The organism is Nocardia sp. NPDC047654 (genome assembly GCF_043205035.1).
GTDB lineage: Bacteria > Actinomycetota > Actinomycetes > Mycobacteriales > Mycobacteriaceae > Nocardia.
The window spans coordinates 129,507-148,540 of record NZ_JBIDDF010000015.1 but is presented as its reverse complement, the minus strand read 5'-3'; the positions used below and the strand labels follow the sequence as shown (position 1 = coordinate 148,540).

The following is a 19,034-nucleotide window of genomic DNA, read 5'->3' as shown; positions in this document are numbered from 1 at the left end:
GCAGCCATGACCGACAACGGGCCCGACCGCGCGACACTCGCGCTGAGCCGCAAGATCAATCGGCTGTTCGCCGTCGTGCATCCGCGCGACGCACCGGAACGCAGCGTCGAATCCGTCGCCGAGCAGGCAGGCGATTTTCTCGGTCGCCCGGTGCCGCCCGGCCTCCTGACGCGCCTGCGCGACGGCGAGTTCGACGACGAGAACGCGGGCGTGGTCGATCCCGAGATCCTCGCCGCGGTGGCGCGCAGCTTCGGCGTGGCCGCCGAGTATCTGCTCACCCGTGGCCCCGCCGCCGACGCGATCGACCGGGAACTCGAGTTGCTCGCCACCATGCGCGACGCCAACGTCGCCAGCATCGCGCTGCGCGGTTCCAATATCGATCGGGGCATGCTCGCCAAGATCATCCAGAGCACGGCAGGGTCGATGCCGCCGAGTCGGTAGCATGCTTCCCTACATGGGCCACCGAGCTTTTGTAGGAGACCGATCGCATGGCCATCCAGGCCCGGTTCCGGAGCTTGACCCGGGACCTCCCGATACCCCACCCATGGGATTTGCAGACCTACCTCGATGATGTCGCGGCGTACCGGGGCCGCAGCATCAGCCTGTTACCGATCGATACCGCACTGCTCGCGGGGACCGGATGCGGCACGGGCAGCGGCCTGTGGATCGCGAAGCAGGACAGCGATGTCATCGCCTACGGCGCCGACACCACCGAGTGGCACGCCGAGCACATCATCGTGCACGAGCTCGGGCACATGCTGCTCGGACACGGCCCGGAGCAATCCGAATCCGGTGAGGCGCCCACGAGCGCACCGACCGTGGCCGCGGTCGCCGATCTACTGCCCTCGATCTCGCCCGAGTCGATCGCCCACGTGCTCGGCCGCACCGACTACGGCACCCGGCGCGAACGAGACGCGGAGACCTTCGCCGACATGGTGATGCTGCACGCCATGCGTCCGCCGAGCCGCGATTCGCTGCTGCACCGCACGTTCTTCCGCGACCGGCGGCGGTGACCTCGCCGGTCCCGGCGCCGATCGCGATTCCGCTGATCGTGTTCGTCGCGGTAGTCGTGCTCGGGCGTCGCCTCGTGCTGCACCACGCCACCGTGGATCGCCTGCTCAACCGGGCCATGCTGTGGGGCATCGCCACGCTGATCCTGCTCGAACGCGGCATCGCACCGGAGATCGGCAGTCTGCTGCACCAGCTTTCGATGGGCACGCTGCTGATGGAGGTGGTCGGTCTGTACGGCGCGGCCCGGCTGTGGTCCGGCGCCGAACCCGCGTCCGCGCTCGCCCGGCAGCGGGTCTACGACCTCGCCGGACTGGCCGGAGCGGCGATCATCCTGGTCGTGGGGACCGCGGCACGCCAGGAGGGACGGCTGGTGGGGCAATCGCCGGACTGGCCTGCGCTGGTGGTGTGGGCGATCCTGTGGATTCCGCTGCTGGCCGCCGGCCGGCTGTGCTGGCGCGCGGCGGTGCGCGAACTGCGCTCGGACGAATCGACCGCCGCGGAGCGGATCGTCTACGTCACCCTGCTCGCCACACTGGTCGTCGGGTCCGCAGGCCTGGTCGTCTCCGCGATACAGCTCGCAGGGCCCGGCGCGACGGCCGACCCGGCTCTGGTGCGCTGGGCCGCACCGACTTTCGCCGTCTCGGCGCTCGGCGCGGCGCTCCTGGCCGTGCCGCTGGTCGCCTGGCTGCGGGCCCACACGGGCTGGGACCGCGCCGGACGATACTGCCGACGCCTGCGTCCGCTGTGGCGCGATCTGACCGCGGCGGTACCGGAGGTCGTGCTCGAGCCGGACCTGCCCGCGGCCGAATCCGACGCGCGGCTGATCCGCATGACGGTCGAGATCCGCGACGCTCTGATGCACCTGCGGCACTACCTGCCCGAGGACGCCGCCGACGCCGACTACGTGGCACAGATCCAGCGCGCCATCGCCGCGAAATCGAGCGGCGCGGCGGTGCGGACGCGGCGGTCGGACCATCCCGCCGGGCCGCCGGTGGGCGACATCGACTCGGATCTGCGGCTGTTACTCGCGATGGCACGCGACTGGCCGCAGGGTGCGAGCGGGGTCTCGACATAATTTCTCCGGGCATCCAGCCGGTGAGCTGAATGCCCGGAGAAGTGGGACCGATGGTTGTTCGTGCCGTCAGGCCAGACGGATCAGGCCGTAGTCGAAGGCATGGCGGCGGTAGACCACCGAGGGCCGGTCGCTCTCCTTGTCGTGGAACAAGAAGAAGTCATGACCGACGAGTTCCATCTGGTAGAGGGCGTCGTCGACGGACATCGGTGTCGCCGAGTGCACCTTCGTGCGCACGATGTGGCCGGGACCGGCCTCGTAATCCTGCTCGCGCCCTTGCTCGAGGTGGGTGTGCGCGGCATCGGACTCGGTGAGCCGCTCGAAGAGGGAGTCATCCACCAGATCGGCGGTGGCCTGGGCAACCGACAGCGGCGTCTTGTCGCCGTAGTGCACCCGGCGCCGATCCTTGGTGCGGCGCAGCCGGCTCTCCAGCTTCGCGGTCACCGACTCGAAGGCGGCGTAGAAGCTGTCCGCGCAGGCCTCGGCCCGCACGACGGGACCCTTTCCGCGCGCGGTGATTTCGACGCGCTGACAGTTCTTGCGCTGACGCCGGTTGCGCTCGTGGAACAGCTCCACGTCGAAGAGGAAGATCGATGGATCGAAGCGTTCTAATCGGGAGAGTTTTTCCGCGACGTAAATACGAAAATGGTCGGGCACCTCGACGTTGCGGCCCTTCACCACGATGTCGCCGCGTGGCGCACGTGGTCGTTCCGCTGCGGGTTGCTCGGGTGCTGCTGCCTGGGTGCCGGAGTCCAGCACCGAAGGAGCGGGATCTTTCACTGAAGGTCGTGAAGAAGTCGTCACGCGTACCTCCCGGATCTGGCCGCACCGACCGATTCCAGTGCGGCGGGATTGAGCCGTGCCGATCGACAATTACTCGGCACAAGTTGTCCGAGGCGCCACCTCCAAACTTGCGGTTCGGGTGTGTGTCCGCGACGCTAGTCCGCCGACGCGTTGATCGCCAGTGTTCACGCAAATTTCCCGGAGTCAAGCAACACACGTAACCAGAACGCCATGTGTCGGCAATCCGATGTGCCGCAGCGCACGCACCGATTCGCGGGCCGTGGCACCGGTGGTCAGTACGTCGTCGACCAGCACTATCTCGGCGTTCGCCGGTATTCCCCGATCGGCGAAACGGCCGGGGGCGGTGCGCACCCGCCCCTCCAGGTTGCGAGCCCGCTCGGCGGGTGTCAAGCCGACCGAATCACGCACCTCTGGCCCCACTCGCAACAGGGATACCATGCGGGTGTCCGGGAGCCATTGCGCAGCTACCGCTGCCGTCCGCAGCACCGGATCGCCGCCTCGGCGCCGCGCCGCAACGCCCCTGCTCGGCGCGGGAACCAGCACCAAAGGACGGCGCGGCGAACGCAACTCGGCGAGCGCGCCGGCGAGCGCCGCCCCGAGTGGCTTCGCCAGATCCCGCCTGCCTCGTTCCTTGACGGCGAGCACCGCCCGGCGCGCGGGCCCGGCGTACGGCCCGAGCGCCCAACATGGCACGCCCGGATCGGTGCGCGGCCACACCCGCACCGGAGGGCCGGTCAGGGTGACAGCACAGGCGGCGCACCAATCGGCTCCGGAACGTCCGCAGCCCGCGCAGGCGGCGGGCAGCACCAGATCGAGCAGGGTTCGCATCGACCGAGTGTGCGCCCGTCCCCCGACAAGTTCGCTCGCTCAGGTCGACGGCGATGCTGCACCGGGGTGAACGTATGCCTCTGCGGCAAGGACGTTTACGCGGTCCACCACGGCCGCGTACCCGGGACCGGACGCACCTCAGCCGGGCAGGACGGGTATGGCGTTCGCGCCCAGACCCGGAACCTCGCGCCAGTACGGCTGCCCTTGGTCCGGAGCGGAGGTCAGCTCCAGCACCGCGCGGGAGTCGGCGACATACTGGTGGTCCGGGCTCGCGCTCACCGAGCGCACCGGCGCCGTCAGATTCTGTGAGGTCAGCGGGGTCGGCTCCGAGCCGTCGACCGACACCGTGCTGACCGGGTCCACATTGCCCTCACGGGCGATGATGATGGTGTCCGCGTCGAGCCAGTCCACCGAGACCGCGGCCGTGCTGAGTCCGACGCCCACGGGAAGCGCCGAGGTCAGCGCCACCTTTCCGTCCGGTTTGGGCACGACGACCGCGACGTACACCCTGCCGTCCGCGATCATCGCCGCCCGCACTCCGGACCGGGAGATCCGTAGTTCGGTGATCGGCAGCCGAGGCGAGGTGGCCGAGGATGCCGCCGTCAGCCCGGAGATGTCGACGTTCTGCACCGATACGTTGCCACTGCCCCGGTCATTGACCGCGCGGATCACCCGGTCGCCGTCGACCACCGCCCATGCCGCGCTACCGTCCGCGGTCCAGGAGGGCCGGGTGATGGTGAAGCCCTCGGCCACCGGAAAGGCGTTGCCGCCGTAGGTGCCGACCATCAGCGTGCGCGACGGCACGCCCGGGGGTCTTCCGGCTTCCGCGACGGCGGCGGCGAGCTGACCGTCCGGGGACAACGTCGCCGACTGGAGGTTGTTCACCCCGCCGAAGTAGCCGGGAGCGGGGATGATGCCACCGTTCTCGGCGATTTGCACCAGCCCCCCGCCGCGCAGCGCGTGCAGCCCGGTCTGGTTGCGCGCGGAGGTGGCCGGATTGAACTGCTGCACGTCGGCCACGCTCCAGCCGTTCGCGGCGAACCGCTCGTCCAGCGGCTTGCCGTCGGCGAGCAGCATGTACGGCCCGAGGACGTCGGCGCTGGACAACGTGAGCACCACCTGCGCGGCCAGCAGTTCGCGCTCGCGCGGATTCAACGCCGACGCGCCCGCCAGGTCGATCTTGACGCCGCCGAGCCCGATGCCGACGCCGTCGGGATCACCGTTGGCCTTGGTGATCGCCCCGCGCAGCGCGATCGGCGGCGTCAGCTCGCTGCGCAGCACCGAGGCAAGCGCGGGCTGCGGCCCCTCGAGCAACGAGCTGAGCAATCGCTGGGCCAGCTGGGCTTTCGGCACCGCGAGCCAGCGCAGGTCCGGGACGGCCATATTGCCGCTCGGATCGATGAAGTACAGCACGTAGCGGCGGTAGGACTTGAAGAACGCGGTGGAGTCCATGACGACGCCGTCGGGCAATTCGTCGATGCGCCACTCACCGTTGATCTTGGTCAGCTCGATCTTGTTCTCGACGAAGGGGATGTCGTCGTTGGGACGGTACCCGCCGTCGGCGGACAGCTCCCCGACCTTGCGCGCGCGGATCAGATAGTTGGCTTTGTCTCCGGAGCGCGACTCTCGCAACGTGTCGGGCTTCTCGACGATGACGGTGCCCGCCGCGTCGTCCCATTGGGTGGAAGCCGCGGGGGTCATGTACTGCCGGGCGGCCAGATGCCGGTTGGCGGGATCGGCGGTGGCCTGGAGGAAGTCGCGCAGCAGCAGATCGGGATCGCGGTTGGCGACCGGTGGCGGCGGACCCTCGGAGGTGGGCTCCCGGTTGATGGTGCCCAGCGCCTCCGGCGCGGAGGACTCGGGCAGGCTGGCGCAGGCGGTGAGCGGTGCCACGACCGCGAGGATCGTCGCCACCAGCACTGTCAGTCGCCGCCCCCGCGCAGATCTGACACGCATTCTCATGACTGTACGTCCCCCGGTTCGCGCGCCCCGCCGCCCCCGGCTTGCGCCGACTCCGATGCCGATGAGCCGTTCGTTCCGGACGCGTGCGCCTCGTCGGTCGAGGCGGCTTCGGTGGGCTGCGTGCTGCCGGCCGGGGCGTGCGGTTCATTCGCACGAGCCTCCGAGCCGCCTTCCGCGCCCCTGCTGTCTCCTTCGTCGCCGCTCGGCCCGTCGCCGTCCGGCTCGTTCGCGTGCTCCGAACGCCCGGTGTCGGGCGGTGTCCCGGACTCGCCCTGCCGCGCACCGGCCGGATCGGAACTGCCCGGCCGCGCGCTGTGCGGCACGACGCTCGTCCCCTGCGCAGCGCCCGAAGCGGTCGAGTCGTAGGTGGCATCGTCCGGTTCGGCGGCGACCGGTGGCGCCTTCTCCGGTTCGACGGGCGGTTCCGGCTCGACCAGGCGCATCGACTTGCGCGCCGGTTCCAGCGGAAGCGGGCTCGGGCCGAGTTTCTTGCCGCGCACCAGCGGCAGCGTCAAGCGGAAGCTGGCGCCGAGGCCTGCCTCGCCCCAGGCCTCGAGCTTGCCCTCGTGCAGGTTCGCGTCCTCCACGCTGATCGACAGGCCGAGACCGGTGCCGCCGGAGCGGCGCATGCGGGACGGATCCGAACGCCAGAACCGGTTGAAGACCAGCTTCTCCTCACCCGGCCGCAGACCGACGCCTTGGTCGCGCACGACGACGGCGACGGCGTTGGCCTCCACGTCGCCGCGCATCCGGATCAGCACCGGCTTGCCCTCGCTGTGATCGATCGCGTTGGCGAGCAGGTTGCGCAGCACGCGCTCCACCCGGCGCGGATCGACCTCGGCGACGAGCGGGTCCTCCGGCATATCGCTGATCACCTCGACCCCGGCGTCCTTGGCCAGGTGCCGCACGGTGGAGATCGCTGCCCGCGCGCACATCCGCACGTCCAGCGACTCGACCTGCAGTTCGGCGACGCCCGCGTCGTGCCTGCTGATCTCCAGCAGATCGTTGAGCAGGCCCTCGAACCGGTCCAGCTCGTTGACCAGCAACTCGGCGCTGCGGGCCAGGGCGGGGTCGAGGTCGTCGCTGCTGCCGTGGATCAGGTCGGCGGCCATGCGCACGGTGGTCAGCGGGGTGCGCAACTCGTGGCTGACGTCGGAGGTGAACCGGCGCTGTAGATTGCCGAACTCCTCCAGCTGGGTGATCTGGTTGGAGAGGCTCTCGGCCATCTCGTTGAACGCCTGGGCCAGCCGCGCCATATCGTCCTCGCCGCGCACCAGCATGCGTTCCTTGAGCCTGCCGTCGGCGAACCGGCCCGCGATCCGGGCGGCGGAACGAATCGGCAGGACCACCTGCCTGGTGACCAGCGCGGTGATCGCGGCCAGCAACACCAGCAGCACGATGCCGCCGACCAGCATGGTGCCGCGCATCAGCGACAGGCTGCGTTCCTCGTTGGCCAGCGGGAAGATCAGGTAGATCTCCAGGGTCGGGATCTCCGCGCTCGGGCTGCCGATGATCAGCGCGCGCCCGCGGTAGCCATCCGCGTCGTCGACCGTGGCGAACTGGTAGCTGACCTGGTTGCGCTGCACGAACCGGCGCAGTTCGTCGGGTACCTCTTGGATCGGGCCGCGCGGAATCTGCTGCGGCGGCATCCCGCCGATGACGCTCAGCGCCGAATCGAAGCTGCCCGCCGCGCCGGTGGACTGGCCGGTGCCGCCGCGGTTGGACAGCGCGTTGCGGGCCTCTTCCAACCGCTGCGGTTGGGCGCCGATGTCGTGCACACCCGCCAGCTGGCTCTCCACCGTGTTGCGCGCACGGTCCATCTCCTCGACCGCGGCGTTGATCTTGGCGTCCAACAACCGGTCGGTGATCTGACTGGTCAGCACCACGCCGAGGATCGTGATGACGATCAGCGACAGCGTCAGCGTGGACACGATGACGCGCAACTGCAGCGAACGACGCCACAGGTGGCCTAAGGCAATGCCGACCGCTTGGAACCAGGCCACCACCGGAGCCAGCGATCGTTCCAGACGCGTGATCACGCCATGGATCACGGCGGTCCGGCCTTGTAACCGACACCGCGGACGGTCAGCACGATCTCCGGGTTCTCGGGATCCTTCTCCACCTTCGCCCGCAACCGCTGCACGTGGACATTCACCAGGCGGGTGTCCGCGGCGTGCCGGTAGCCCCAGACCTGCTCGAGCAGGACCTCGCGGGTGAACACCTGGCGCGGCTTACGAGCCAGGGCGACGAGCAGGTCGAACTCCAGCGGCGTCAGCGAGATCTGCGCGCCGCCGCGGCTGACCTTGTGCGCGGGCACATCGATCACGATATCGGCGATCGACAGCAGCTCGGCGGGCTCCTCCTCGGTCCGGCGCAGGCGGGCCCGCACCCGGGCGACGAGTTCCTTCGGCTTGAAGGGCTTGACGATGTAATCGTCGGCGCCCGATTCCAGACCCAGCACGACGTCGACCGTGTCGGTCTTCGCCGTGAGCATCACGATCGGAACCCCGGAATCGGCCCGCAGCACACGGCACACGTCGATGCCGTTCATGCCGGGCAGCATCAGGTCCAGCAACACCAGATCGGGGCGGATCTCGCGAACCGCCGCCAGGGCCTGTGTGCCGTCGCCGACCACGTGCGGGTCGAACCCTTCCCCGCGCAAGACGATCGTGAGCATCTCGGCGAGTGCCATATCGTCGTCGACGACCAGAATCTTCGGCTTCATAACTACTATGTTGTCATCTCCCAGGCCAGGATCGGGCCGCCACGCCAACACTGGTGCGAACCCACGGCACAGCCAACCTTATCGACCAACGATTTCGGCGATCCGCGCGGCCAGCTCAGCCGGACCGTCGTCGGATCGGTATGTCCACCAGGGTCCGCGCCAGTCGCGTTCGGCCAGCTCACGGTACACCGCGCCGGTCCGGTGCTGCAGACCGCCGTCACGCTCGTAGGCGTCGAGGGCGCGCTCGGCGTCGAGTTCGCCACGCCTGCGGGCACGCTCGGCCGCGAGTTCGGTGGGCACGTCCAGCAACACCTGCAGGGCAGGCACGGGCAGGGCGAATCTGCCGAACTCCAATTCGCCCACCCAGTCCACGATTTCACCGTCGGCCGACTGCCCGAGGCGGGCGGCCGAGTAGGCGGCGTTGGAGGCGACGTAGCGATCCAGGAGTACAACGTCGTTGTCGGCCAACAGCTTCGACAGTTCGTCCAGCGCGTCCGCGCGGTCCAGCGCGAACAGCAGGGCCATGCCGCTGACCGAGCCCGCGAGATCGCCATGCGCGCCACGCAGCGCCTCGGCGGCCAGATCGGCGTGCACCGAGGCGCGGTAGCGCGGGAAGGCCACCGTCGCGACGCGCAGCCCGCGCCCACGCAGATCGGCGACAACCCGCTCGATCAGCGTCCGCTTGCCGGCGCCGTCGAGCCCCTCGACCGCTATCAGCACTCCCATGACCAGGCAGACTACCCCGCCCGCTACCCGGCGCTCGCACCGACTGACCAGCGAGGATGCCGAGCGCCCAGGCCGGGTACGCCGGGGCTGCCCGGCGAGCCGGATGTCCGCCGCCGGACGCGGACGGGACACCCGGCGGCGCGCTCAGTAGCGGTAGTGGTCCGGCTTGTACGGGCCCTCGACGTCGACGCCGATGTACTCGGCCTGGTCCTTGGTGAGCTTGGTGAGCTCGCCGCCGAGCGCTTCGACGTGGATGCGGGCGACCTTCTCGTCCAGGTGCTTCGGCAGCCGGTAGACCTCGTTGTCGTACTGCTCGGGCTTGGTCCACAGCTCGATCTGAGCGATCACCTGGTTGGAGAAGCTGTTGGACATCACGAACGACGGGTGGCCGGTCGCGTTGCCGAGGTTGAGCAGACGCCCCTCCGACAGCACCAGGATCGAGCGGCCGCTCTCCTTGAACGTCCACAGGTCGACCTGCGGCTTGATGGTCAACTTCGTTGCGCCGGAACGCTCCAGCGCCGCCATGTCGATCTCGTTGTCGAAGTGGCCGATGTTGCCCAGGATGGCCTGGTCCTTCATCGCCTTCATGTGCTCGAGGGTGATGATGTCCTTGTTGCCGGTCGCGGTGATGACGATGTCGGCCTCGCCGATCGCGTTCTCCACGGTCACCACGTCGTAGCCGTCCATCAGCGCCTGCAGCGCGTTGATCGGGTCGATCTCGGTGACCTGCACCCGGGCGCCCTGTCCGGCAAGCGATTCCGCGCAACCCTTGCCGACATCGCCGTAGCCGCAGATCAATATCTTCTTGCCGCCGATGAGCACGTCGGTGCCGCGGTTGATGCCGTCGATCAGCGAGTGGCGGGTGCCGTACTTGTTGTCGAACTTGCTCTTGGTGACCGAGTCGTTGACGTTGATCGCGGGGAACACCAGCTCACCCGCCGCCGCGAACTGGTAGAGACGCAGCACACCGGTGGTGGTCTCCTCGGTGACGCCGCGCACCGACTCGGCGATCTTGCTCCACTTGCCCCGGTCGGTCTCGAACCACTCGCGCAGCAGGTTCAGGAAGACCTTGTACTCGGCCGAGTGGTCCTCGTCCTCGGGCGGCACCACGCCCGCCTTCTCGAACTGCGCGCCGCGCAGCACGAGCATGGTGGCGTCGCCGCCGTCGTCGAGGATCATGTTGGCCGGTTCACCCGGCCAGGTGAGCATCTGCTCGGCGGCCCACCAGTACTCCTCCAGCGTCTCGCCCTTCCAGGCGAACACCGGGGTGCCCTTGGGCTCCTCGACGGTGCCGTTCGGGCCGACGACGACGGCGGCCGCCGCGTGGTCCTGGGTGGAGAAGATGTTGCAGGAGGCCCAGCGGACCTCGGCGCCGAGGCTGGTCAGGGTCTCGATCAGCACCGCGGTCTGCACGGTCATGTGCAGCGAGCCGGAGATGCGCGCGCCCTGCAGCGGCCGCACCTCGGCGTATTCACGGCGCAGCGCCATCAGACCGGGCATCTCGTGTTCGGCCAGGCGGATCTCTTTGCGGCCGAAATCGGCCAGCGACAGATCCGCCACCTTGTAGTCGATGCCGTTGCGGACATCGGCGGTCAACGACGTGCGTGCGGGAAGTTCTGAGGTGGTCATCAGCCTCTCCTGGTTCGGCAAGTACCGAGGCAAGGCTAGTCGCTCACGGCCGGGTGCGGACTACGCGGCCGTCCTCTACGCCCGGCCCGGCGCGGACCGGGGCACCGATGCGGCCGTTACGCGGTGACCCCGCGGGCCGCCAGGATGCGGCGGCGCTTGCGCGGCTGGATGTTCGCCAGCGTGATGTCGCCGCCGTAATGGGCGAGGACGCGGTCGTCCATCATCCAGCGCCACAGCGGCGGAATGGCGGCAAGCACGATCATGGCGGCATAACCCGCGGGCAGTTGCGGGGCCTGCTCGGAGGTCCGCAGCGTCTGGTAGCGACGGCCGGGATTGGCGTGGTGATCGCTGTGGCGCTGCAGGTGGAACAGGAAGATGTTGGTGACCAGATGGTCGCTGTTCCAGCTGTCGCGCGGCGAGCAGCGGGCGTACCTGCCGTTCGGGCGGCGCTCCCGCAGCAGGCCGTAGTGCTCGACATAGTTCACCGTCTCCAGCAGGCCGAAACCGATCACGGCCTGCAACAGCAGCCAGGGCAGCACTTGGTAACCGAACGCCGCGATCAGGAAGCCGAACAGCACCAGCGTCATCGACCAGGCTTGCAGGATGTGGTTGTGCACGCTCCACCAGCCCTTGCCCTTGCGCGCGAGCCGTTCGCGCTCGAGGGCGATCGCGGAGCGGAAACTGCCGGACACGCTGCGGGGCAGGAACTCCCACAGCGACTCGCCCAGCCGGGCGCTGGCCGGATCCTCCGGGGTGGCCACGCGCACGTGGTGGCCGCGGTTGTGCTCGACGAAGAAGTGCCCGTAACCGGACTGGGCGAGCGCGAGCTTGGCCAGCCAGCGCTCCATGTGCTCGACCCGGTGCCCGAGTTCGTGGGCGGCGTTGATGCCGATTCCGCTGACGAATCCGAGGGTGGTGGCCAGACCGAACTTGTCGACCGTGCTCAGTTCGTCACCGGCCCACATGTAGCTCGCGATGACCAAGCCGATCAGCTGGACCGGGAGCATCAGATAGGTGCACCACCGGTAGTACCGGTCGTTGGACAGCAGCTCGTAGTCCTCGTCCCTGGGGTTGCTTCCGTCCACGCCGACCGCCCAGTCCAGCACCGGGATGACGATCAGCACGATGATCGGGCCGATCCACCAGAAGACCGCGGAACCGGTGTGCAGCACCAGTTGTGACGGCAGCAGTGCCGACGAGGGCGCGAGCAAGCCGAGAACCCACAGATGGCGTTTGGGATCGGCCGATCCCATTGGTTTGCCAACCGTTTGCACTTTTGCTCCACTCAGAGAAGACCCGAACACCGTCGCCTGAGAATACTTCCTGAGTTGTGGTCCGTTACAACGATGCCGTCGGTTGAAACGTGATCGCTATTACAAGCCGGGCAGTCTGTTTTCAATGTGCTGCATATGCGCCAGGTCGCGAGCAGGTTGCCCGTCAGGGCTCAGCTCTGCACCCGCGCGGCGAGGATCGCTTCGACATAAGGGCTCAGCAGCGCGCTCAGCTCCTCGGGCGCGTCGCGCCCAGGACCAGGCGGAGTGGGAATGTAGCTGAGGGCGATTCGCACCAGCGCGTGCGCGATGACGTCGGATTCGGCCGCCGTCGACGCCACCCAGCTGCGCTGGAAGGCACGCGACAGCCGCTCGGTCGCGTGCTCCAGCAACGGCCCCGCGTCGAGCGTGATCAGGCGCAGCAGATCCAGCTTGACCTCGCCCGCCACCAGCGACTGCACCAGCGGGTCGGACGCCGCGTCGAAGAAGAAGTTCGTTATCCCGTCGCGGAAAGCCGCGCGGACGTCACCGACGTTGCCGTTGATAGCGGCGTCGACGTGGTCGACCAGAAAGTCGGCCAAGCGCAGCGCGTAAGCCTGGGCGAGTCCGCTGCGCGAGCCGAATTCGTTGTACAGCGTCTGCCTGCTCACGCCGGCCCTGGCCGCGACGTCACCGAGCGTGATCTTGGACCAATCCCGCTCGATGAGCAGCTCGCGCATCGCGTCCAGGACCGACGTCCGCAGCAGATCCCGCGCGGCCTCCTGGTAGGGAATCCTGGTTCCGTTCCGCGGCATACCCGCGACACTGTCACGGGCGCCTGCCGCAGTCAAAATCTCACGACCGTTCGATCTCGACCATGAAGAAATCCGCTTTGGCGGCGCCGCAGTCCGGACAGGTCCAGTCGTCGGGAATGTCGTCCCAGCGGGTCCCCGGGGCGATGCCGTCCTCCGGCCAGCCCTCGGCTTCGTCGTACTCGAAGCCACACTGGATGCACTGGTACAGCTTGTACTCGGTCATTTCATACTCCCCATCGGCTCGAAGTCGATCTTCTCCCGCACGCCGCAGTCCGGACAGCACCAGTCGTCCGGCACCGTCTCCCACCGGGTGCCCGGCGGAAAGCCCTCGTGCGGAGCGCCTTTCGCTTCGTCGAAGACGTAGTCGCAGACCGGGCAGCGATACGCGCTCACAGCGTCTCCTTTCGGACCCGGACAGACCCCTGCGTGGTGGTCATTCGCCGCCTCCGGCCTCGGACGCTCATGCCGTGGCCTTTCCCGCCTCAGCGGCGCCGTAACGCGCCAGCACCTTGTCCCGCTTGCGCGGATCTATGTTGGCGCGGGTGATGTCGCCGTCGTAGTGCGCGAGCACCCGCTTGTCCATGACACGACGCCACAGCGGCGGGAAGTAGGCGAGCAGGATCATGCTGGCGTAGCCGCTCGGCAGGTTCGGCGCGCCGTCCCAACTGCGCAACGTCTGGTAGCGCCGAGTGGGGTAGGCGTGATGGTCGCTGTGCCGCTGGAGGTGGTACAAGAAGATGTTGGTGACGATGTGGTCGCTGTTCCAGCTGTGCACCGGGGCCGGCCGCTCGTACCGGCCGCTCGCCGTGCGCTGCCGCACCAGGCCGTAGTGCTCCAGGTAGTTGACCGCCTCCAGCAGGCTGAAGCCCACCACCGCCTGCAGGATCAGGTACGGCAGCAACTCGACGCCGAACACCGCGACCAGGACCGCGAACAGCGCCGCCGACATCAGCCAGGCGCTGAGCACTTCGTTGCGCGGGCTCCACGGCTTCTTGCCGAGCCGCTCCAGCCGGGCCTTCTCCAGCTGCCAGGACGACTTCAGGCTGCCCCACACGGTGCGCGGCCAGAAGGCCCAGAACGTCTCGCCCACCCGGGAACTCGCCGGATCCTCGGGGGTGGCGACGCGCACGTGATGGCCTCGATTGTGCTCGATGTAGAAGTGCCCGTAGCAGGACTGGGCCAGCGCGATGCGCGACAGCCAGCGCTCCAAGTCGACCTTCTTGTGGCCGAGTTCGTGCGCGGTGTTGATGCCGATGCCGCCGATCATGCCGACGGTGATCGCCAGGCCGATCTTGTCCACCACGTGCAGCCCGCCGTCGATACCGAGCCAGCTCACGTGGTCGGCGGTGATCAGATAGGCCGCCATCACCAGCGTGGCGTACTGGAACGGCAGGTACAGGTAGGTGAGATAGCGGTAGTACTTGTCGTTCTCCAGGTACTCCATCACCTCATCGGGCGGATTGTCGCCGTCCGGGCCGAAGAAGATGTCCGCGATCGGGATCAGCACATAGACCAGGATCGGCCCCAGCCAGAACGGCAACTGCGCGAGGCGATGCCAGCCCAGCTCGTTCAACGCCCAGATCAACGGCAGGCCGATGAGGAAAAGGCCGGCCGGGGCGAACAATCCCCACAGCCACATATAACGCTTGCGGTCCCGCCAGGCCGGCACCTCGACCGGCTGCGCGGACATGTCGGCGTGCGTCGACATCGTCGTCTCCATTCCCAACGGCGCGTCGGCTGTGACGCGCATTACCTCACTTATGGACGATAGAGGCATATTTGTCGCATGTCTATACAAATGCGACAATTTGTAAAGGCGCTTGAATGCCAAAAGCCCCGGCCGGAAGTCATCCGGCCGGGGCCCCTCTGGAAGTAACGCGGCTAGCTCACCGCAGCAGGACGTCGGCGTCGGCGGGTAGGGCGTCCACCGGCCACCAGCGCAGGTCGGTGGATTCGTGGCTGCGCACCGGGGTCGCGCCCGCGGGGGCGGTGATGCGGAACAGGAGGTCCAAGTGCCTGGTGGGCGTACCGAGCGAACAGGTGATGGGATGCGCCTGCGCGCCGTAGAGGCCGGCATGCAGGCGCAGGTCCGCGATGCCGGACTCCTCGGTCGCTTCGCGCAGCGCGGCGCCCGCGACCGTCTCGTCCCCCTCCTCACAGTGGCCGCCGAGCTGGATCCAGCGCCCGACCCGCGGATGCAGGGTGAGCAGCACCTCGCGACCGTCGTGGGAGAACACCACCGCGGAGGCGGTGATGTGCCCGGGCGCGTGCTCGCGCAGGCAGCCACGCGGTGCGGAGCCGAGGAAGGCCAGCATCGCCTCGCGCAGCGAGCGCTCCGGATCTGTCGCGGGACCCCAGGTCGCGAGCAGCTCGGTCGCCGAGGCGTGCAGCGATTCCGCGCTCACCGGTGACCCGCCGTGGCGCGGAAGGCGATCCGTCCGATCACAGCTCGACCAGCCCGGAGCCCGCGCCGGGCGCCTGGCGCGGGGTCAGCTCCTCGAGTGGATGGCCGATGGCGACGGCGCCCAGCGGACTCCAGTCCTCGGCCAGGCCCAGAACCTCCCGGGTGACCTCGGGCGCGAAGATCGTCGACCCGATCCAGCAACTGCCGATTCCCTCGGTGGCCAAGGCGACCAGCAGCCCCTGCACCGCGGCGCCCACCGCCACGGTGAACATGGTGCGCTCGTCGGCCCGCCTGCGCTCGTCCGGGTAATCGTGCGCACCGTCCGGCACGCAGAACGGAATGATCACCTCGGGTGCGTCGAACAGGATGCGCCCGCGCGCGACCCGGCGTTCGATCCGCTCCGGCGGCAGGCCGTCGGCGGTCAGGTCCGCGCGCCACTTCCGCGCCATCGCCTCGAGCAGTCGAGTGCGCAGCTCCGGCGTGCGCAGCCACACGAACCGCACGGGCCGCGTGTGGTGCGGAGCCGGCGCGGTCAGCGCGATCGACACCGCCGAGCGGATCCGCTCCGGATCGACGGGCGCGTCGGAGAACTGACGGATCGAGCGACGCAGCAGGATCGCCTCCCTGCGACCGCGTTCGATCGCCTCCGCTGTGCCCAGCCAGAACAGATCGTCGGTGCCGCCGCGGAGCAGATCGGTGGCGTCGGATCCGTCGTCGACGATCGGCAGCCCGCGCACCACGGCCACCGGGACACCGCCCAACTTGCCCTTGACCAGGTCCGCGGCCGCGGCCAGCTCGTCGGCCACGGCCACCTGGGTGACGAACAACTCGTTGCCCTGGCCGTCCACCGCACCCGCGTAGTCGTGCAGCACCCGCAGGCCCGCGGCGCCGATGGCCGCGTCGGTCTGCCCGTTGCGCCAGGCGCGGCCCATCGTGTCGGTGACGACCACCGCGACCGTCACGCCCAGTCGTTCGGCGAGCGCGGCGCGCAGCGCCTTGGCGCTGGCGTCCGGGTCGGTGGGCAGCAGCACGAGCTCGCCCTGTTCGACGTTCGAGCCGTCGACACCGGAGGCCGCCTGCACGATCCCCAGCTTGTTCTCGGTGATCAGCGTGCGACCCCGGCGCGCGAGCACCCGCACCGCCTCCTGGTCGACGAGCCCGCGCCGCACGGCGTCGCGCTCCTCGGGGTCCAACGGAGCTTCCACGATGCGGCCCTCGACCTTGGCGACGATCTTGCTGGTGACCACCAGCACGTCACCGTCGGCGAGCCAGGGCGCGCAGCGGGCGATCTGCTCGGCGAGGTCGTCGCCGGGGCGGAATTCGGGCAGGCCGGTGACGGGCAGGATGCGCAGCTCTCCGGCCGCGTGGTCGATCGATGTGCTCACAGGGCGACTCCAGCGAGATCCAGCGCCTGACGCACCATTTCGGCGGTGGTGGGCGGGTCGGTCATCAACAAGGGCACGCTGCGTACCTCCACTCCGGGCACCTTGGCGGTGTCGGTGCTGTGGATCAGCCAGCCGTCCAGGATTCCGGTGGCCGAGCGGGCGCCGTAGTACCGGCCGATCGCCTCGGCCGTGGTTTCCACGCCGATCACCGACAGGCACTCGTCGGCCATACCGCGCAGCGGCTTCCCGTCGATCACGCCGGACACGCCGATCACCTTGGCCGGGGTGGTGCGCAGCGCGCCGCGGATACCGGGCACGGCGAGGATGGCGCCGATGCTCACGACGGGGTTCGACGGAGCGAGGAGAACCACGTCGGCGGATTCTATGATATCGATCACATTTGGGGCAGGTTTGGCTTCATCGGCGCCAATTGTGGCGAATCCATGGGTGTCGATGTTCGCGCGGTAGCGAACCCACCACTCTTGAAAATGGATCGCGCGCCGTTCGCCAGGGTTGTCCGGATCGGTCACCACGACATGCGTTTCGCAGCGATCGTCGGTTGCCGGGATCAGTTTCACGCCGGGCTGCCACCTGTTGCACAGCGCCTCGGTGACCGTCGAGAGCCGGTATCCGGCGCGCAACATTTCGGTACGGATCAGATGCGTGGCGATATCGCGGTCCCCCAAGCCGAACCAGTCCGGCTGGGCCCGATACTTCGCGAGCTCCTCCTTGGCGTGCCAGGTTTCGCCGACGCGGCCCCAGCCGCGCTCGGTATCGATACCTCCGCCGAGGGTATACATGCAGGTGTCGAGGTCGGGGCAGATCCGAAGGCCGTGCATCCAGACGTCGTCGCCGACGTTCACGATCGCGGAGACGTCCGCCTCGGGCAGCAGCTCCCTGACGCCCTGAAGGAAACGCGCGCCACCGACGCCGCCGACCAGCACGGCGACCCGGGGTCCGTTCGCGGGTGTGGCGTCCGCTTGTTGTCCAGTCACATCCGCACAGCCTATGCGCTGGCGTGGCGGCTCCCGTTCGCGGCAAATTTGCTGTTTATTTGCTATTGCAGATCACAAGATCGTCTCGGAATGCGGGTGCGGATAGTAACGGAATAGCGACGGCGGCTTGACCATCGACGCGTCCGGCGTGTCTAATCACAGTCATGTCATTCCGGGTTCGCGCGAGAGATCAACGCGCGAACGGTATTTCGAACACCTGTTCGCATCGGTGTGACAAGCTCGGGGACGTCCGCGGGACAACGTCGCGGGGTATGGCCGTCGGTGCATGTGTTGGTCCGACGGAAAGAATCATTCTGCGCTAACACACAGTGAGGAGGCGGAGCGATGGCCAACGAGATGGTCTCGCCGACCGATTCCACAGCAGGCGCAGCACGTGGCGTCTGCGCAGACAACGGCGGCTGGAAGGACCAAGAGGGGGGTGACGGAGTCACGACGCCCCGGCTCAGCCTGGTCGTGACCGGCTTCGACGAGATGTTCGAATCCATCGAGGAGCAGTGGCAGGAGCGCGCCCTGTGCGCGCAGACCGATCCGGAGGCGTTCTTCCCCGAGAAGGGCGGCTCCACCCGCGAGGCCAAACGGATCTGCATGGGCTGCGAGGTACGCGACGAATGCCTGGAATACGCGCTCGCGCACGATGAGCGCTTCGGCATCTGGGGCGGCCTCTCCGAGCGGGAGCGCCGCCGCCTCAAGCGCGGCATCGGCTGACAGACGTACGCGGCGCCCGGAGCCGCCCGCCCACCAGGGGCGCTCCGGGCGCGCGCGACACGACCGAAGTTCTCCCACCGCCTCGGTGCGGACGGCCACGGCCCGCTGGCCTAGATTTTGTCTCATGGCACGTTCCCGTAAGCGTCGACCGCCCACCGCGCGGTCGGTGATCCGCCGTGGCCGCGGAGTACGCGGGCCGATGCTGCCACCCACCGTTCCCGCTTGGCGGACCCGCGGCCAGAAGTTCGACCGGCTGGTACTGGAGGCGTTCGCCCCCTTGGACTCCCGCTGGCACGACCGGCTCACCAAACTCGACATCGCGGTCGACGACGTTCCGAAAATTCGTCCGCTGCACCCCGATTCGGTCACCTGGCCGGACGAGGTGGTCGCCGACGGCCCGGTCCCGCTCTCCCGGCTCATCCCGGCAGGCGTCGACCGGCACGGCGCGGCGACCAGGGCGCGAGTCGTGCTGTTCCGCAAGCCGCTGGAACTACGCGCCAGCGACCCCGAAGATCTGGTGGATCTGCTGCGCGAAGTGCTGGTCCAGCAGGTCGCGACCTACCTGGGCGTCGACCCGGACGTGATCGATCCGGAAGCCGAGTGAGTCGTACCCATCCACGCGGCGGCGGTCCTCGAATGCCGTTGCGGGGCAAGCGCGCGCACGTGTAGGGCGGCCGTCTGCTGGGTACCCCTGCACTTCCA

General features: G+C 68.6%; 20 protein-coding genes. 5 read left to right on the top strand and 15 right to left on the bottom strand.

What is annotated here, in order from left to right; all coding sequences use genetic code 11:
* Positions 1 to 6 precede the first annotated feature (6 nt).
* Genes ACGF7Y_RS29150 through ACGF7Y_RS29140 form a run of 3 tightly spaced genes read left to right on the top strand, consistent with a single transcriptional unit; the run spans position 7 to position 2,086 of the window.
* On the top strand, positions 7 to 441 hold the full coding sequence (locus ACGF7Y_RS29150) for a hypothetical protein (RefSeq protein WP_393239202.1): 435 nt from the start codon (positions 7 to 9) through the stop codon (positions 439 to 441).
* 47 nt (positions 442 to 488) lie between these two features.
* A complete protein-coding gene (locus ACGF7Y_RS29145) occupies positions 489 to 1,013 on the top strand; it encodes a hypothetical protein (protein WP_357125022.1) in 525 nt (174 codons plus the stop codon).
* Positions 1,010 to 2,086, top strand: a complete 1,077-nt coding sequence (locus ACGF7Y_RS29140; protein WP_393239199.1) for an MAB_1171c family putative transporter — start codon at positions 1,010 to 1,012, stop codon at positions 2,084 to 2,086. Before ACGF7Y_RS29145 ends, ACGF7Y_RS29140 begins: the two co-directional genes overlap by 4 nt.
* Before the next feature lie 66 nt (positions 2,087 to 2,152).
* Here ACGF7Y_RS29140 and hpf read toward each other — a convergent pair whose 3' ends face one another.
* The 15 genes from hpf to cofD all read right to left on the bottom strand — a co-directional run bounded on the left by hpf (position 2,153) and on the right by cofD (position 17,606).
* Positions 2,153 to 2,767, bottom strand: coding sequence for a ribosome hibernation-promoting factor, HPF/YfiA family (hpf, locus tag ACGF7Y_RS29135; RefSeq protein ID WP_245664033.1), 615 nt, complete (start codon positions 2,765 to 2,767; stop codon positions 2,153 to 2,155).
* 303 nt (positions 2,768 to 3,070) lie between these two features.
* A complete protein-coding gene (locus tag ACGF7Y_RS29130; protein ID WP_393239196.1) occupies positions 3,071 to 3,715 on the bottom strand; it encodes a ComF family protein in 645 nt (214 codons plus the stop codon).
* A gap of 138 nt (positions 3,716 to 3,853) precedes the next feature.
* Positions 3,854 to 5,677, bottom strand: coding sequence for an MtrAB system accessory lipoprotein LpqB (lpqB, locus tag ACGF7Y_RS29125; protein WP_393239193.1), 1,824 nt, complete (start codon positions 5,675 to 5,677; stop codon positions 3,854 to 3,856).
* Entirely contained in the window at positions 5,674 to 7,680 is a 2,007-nt protein-coding gene (gene mtrB, locus ACGF7Y_RS29120) for an MtrAB system histidine kinase MtrB (protein WP_393239316.1), read from the bottom strand. Before mtrB ends, lpqB begins: the two co-directional genes overlap by 4 nt.
* Positions 7,681 to 7,724: 44 nt before the next feature.
* Entirely contained in the window at positions 7,725 to 8,402 is a 678-nt protein-coding gene (gene mtrA, locus ACGF7Y_RS29115) for an MtrAB system response regulator MtrA (RefSeq protein ID WP_039800350.1), read from the bottom strand.
* Positions 8,403 to 8,480: 78 nt separating this feature from the next.
* Positions 8,481 to 9,128: a dTMP kinase gene (locus tag ACGF7Y_RS29110; RefSeq protein ID WP_393239190.1), complete on the bottom strand. Its 648-nt coding sequence runs from the start codon at positions 9,126 to 9,128 to the stop codon at positions 8,481 to 8,483.
* A 144-nt stretch (positions 9,129 to 9,272) separates the two neighbouring features.
* Complete coding sequence (gene ahcY / locus ACGF7Y_RS29105; RefSeq protein WP_393239187.1) at positions 9,273 to 10,757, bottom strand: adenosylhomocysteinase; 1,485 nt, start codon at positions 10,755 to 10,757, stop codon at positions 9,273 to 9,275.
* 116 nt (positions 10,758 to 10,873) lie between these two features.
* Positions 10,874 to 12,010 carry an alkane 1-monooxygenase gene (locus ACGF7Y_RS29100; protein ID WP_393239184.1) on the bottom strand — a complete coding sequence of 379 codons (1,137 nt, stop codon included), beginning with the start codon at positions 12,008 to 12,010 and terminating at the stop codon, positions 10,874 to 10,876.
* Positions 12,011 to 12,201: 191 nt separating this feature from the next.
* Positions 12,202 to 12,822 carry a TetR/AcrR family transcriptional regulator gene (locus tag ACGF7Y_RS29095; RefSeq protein WP_393239181.1) on the bottom strand — a complete coding sequence of 207 codons (621 nt, stop codon included), beginning with the start codon at positions 12,820 to 12,822 and terminating at the stop codon, positions 12,202 to 12,204.
* A gap of 40 nt (positions 12,823 to 12,862) precedes the next feature.
* The gene (locus tag ACGF7Y_RS29090) at positions 12,863 to 13,045 is read right to left on the bottom strand and encodes a rubredoxin (protein WP_040869242.1); all 183 of its coding nucleotides are present in this window, start codon (positions 13,043 to 13,045) and stop codon (positions 12,863 to 12,865) included.
* On the bottom strand, positions 13,042 to 13,215 hold the full coding sequence (locus ACGF7Y_RS29085) for a rubredoxin (RefSeq protein ID WP_040869243.1): 174 nt from the start codon (positions 13,213 to 13,215) through the stop codon (positions 13,042 to 13,044). Before ACGF7Y_RS29085 ends, ACGF7Y_RS29090 begins: the two co-directional genes overlap by 4 nt.
* Positions 13,216 to 13,282: 67 nt before the next feature.
* Positions 13,283 to 14,530: an alkane 1-monooxygenase gene (locus ACGF7Y_RS29080; protein ID WP_393239177.1), complete on the bottom strand. Its 1,248-nt coding sequence runs from the start codon at positions 14,528 to 14,530 to the stop codon at positions 13,283 to 13,285.
* Positions 14,531 to 14,708: 178 nt separating this feature from the next.
* On the bottom strand, positions 14,709 to 15,227 hold the full coding sequence (locus ACGF7Y_RS29075) for an NUDIX hydrolase (RefSeq protein WP_393239174.1): 519 nt from the start codon (positions 15,225 to 15,227) through the stop codon (positions 14,709 to 14,711).
* Positions 15,228 to 15,264: 37 nt separating this feature from the next.
* A complete protein-coding gene (locus tag ACGF7Y_RS29070; RefSeq protein ID WP_393239171.1) occupies positions 15,265 to 16,611 on the bottom strand; it encodes a coenzyme F420-0:L-glutamate ligase in 1,347 nt (448 codons plus the stop codon).
* The gene (gene cofD, locus ACGF7Y_RS29065; protein WP_393239168.1) at positions 16,608 to 17,606 is read right to left on the bottom strand and encodes a 2-phospho-L-lactate transferase; all 999 of its coding nucleotides are present in this window, start codon (positions 17,604 to 17,606) and stop codon (positions 16,608 to 16,610) included. Before cofD ends, ACGF7Y_RS29070 begins: the two co-directional genes overlap by 4 nt.
* Before the next feature lie 492 nt (positions 17,607 to 18,098).
* On the opposite strand from cofD, the gene ACGF7Y_RS29060 reads away from it, so the two are divergent.
* Positions 18,099 to 18,332, top strand: coding sequence for a WhiB family transcriptional regulator (locus tag ACGF7Y_RS29060; protein ID WP_029901515.1), 234 nt, complete (start codon positions 18,099 to 18,101; stop codon positions 18,330 to 18,332).
* Between the two features lie 124 nt (positions 18,333 to 18,456).
* On the top strand, positions 18,457 to 18,936 hold the full coding sequence (locus tag ACGF7Y_RS29055; RefSeq protein WP_393239166.1) for a metallopeptidase family protein: 480 nt from the start codon (positions 18,457 to 18,459) through the stop codon (positions 18,934 to 18,936).
* Positions 18,937 to 19,034: the final 98 nt, after the last annotated feature.

What these genes read in the sequence shown, in the direction of transcription:
- ACGF7Y_RS29055 (WP_393239166.1), top strand. Translation starts at nt 18,457, where the DNA reads ATGGCACGTTCCCGTAAGCGTCGACCGCCCACCGCGCGGTCGGTGATC.
- ACGF7Y_RS29095 (WP_393239181.1), bottom strand. Translation starts at nt 12,822, where the DNA reads ATGCCGCGGAACGGAACCAGGATTCCCTACCAGGAGGCCGCGCGGGAT.
- ACGF7Y_RS29150 (WP_393239202.1), top strand. Translation starts at nt 7, where the DNA reads ATGACCGACAACGGGCCCGACCGCGCGACACTCGCGCTGAGCCGCAAG.
- ACGF7Y_RS29080 (WP_393239177.1), bottom strand. Translation starts at nt 14,530, where the DNA reads ATGTCGACGCACGCCGACATGTCCGCGCAGCCGGTCGAGGTGCCGGCC.
- ACGF7Y_RS29060 (WP_029901515.1), top strand. Translation starts at nt 18,099, where the DNA reads ATGTTCGAATCCATCGAGGAGCAGTGGCAGGAGCGCGCCCTGTGCGCG.
- lpqB (WP_393239193.1), bottom strand. Translation starts at nt 5,677, where the DNA reads ATGAGAATGCGTGTCAGATCTGCGCGGGGGCGGCGACTGACAGTGCTG.
- mtrA (WP_039800350.1), bottom strand. Translation starts at nt 8,402, where the DNA reads ATGAAGCCGAAGATTCTGGTCGTCGACGACGATATGGCACTCGCCGAG.
- ACGF7Y_RS29130 (WP_393239196.1), bottom strand. Translation starts at nt 3,715, where the DNA reads ATGCGAACCCTGCTCGATCTGGTGCTGCCCGCCGCCTGCGCGGGCTGC.
- ahcY (WP_393239187.1), bottom strand. Translation starts at nt 10,757, where the DNA reads ATGACCACCTCAGAACTTCCCGCACGCACGTCGTTGACCGCCGATGTC.
- ACGF7Y_RS29100 (WP_393239184.1), bottom strand. Translation starts at nt 12,010, where the DNA reads ATGGGATCGGCCGATCCCAAACGCCATCTGTGGGTTCTCGGCTTGCTC.
- ACGF7Y_RS29090 (WP_040869242.1), bottom strand. Translation starts at nt 13,045, where the DNA reads ATGACCGAGTACAAGCTGTACCAGTGCATCCAGTGTGGCTTCGAGTAC.
- ACGF7Y_RS29110 (WP_393239190.1), bottom strand. Translation starts at nt 9,128, where the DNA reads ATGGGAGTGCTGATAGCGGTCGAGGGGCTCGACGGCGCCGGCAAGCGG.
- ACGF7Y_RS29145 (WP_357125022.1), top strand. Translation starts at nt 489, where the DNA reads ATGGCCATCCAGGCCCGGTTCCGGAGCTTGACCCGGGACCTCCCGATA.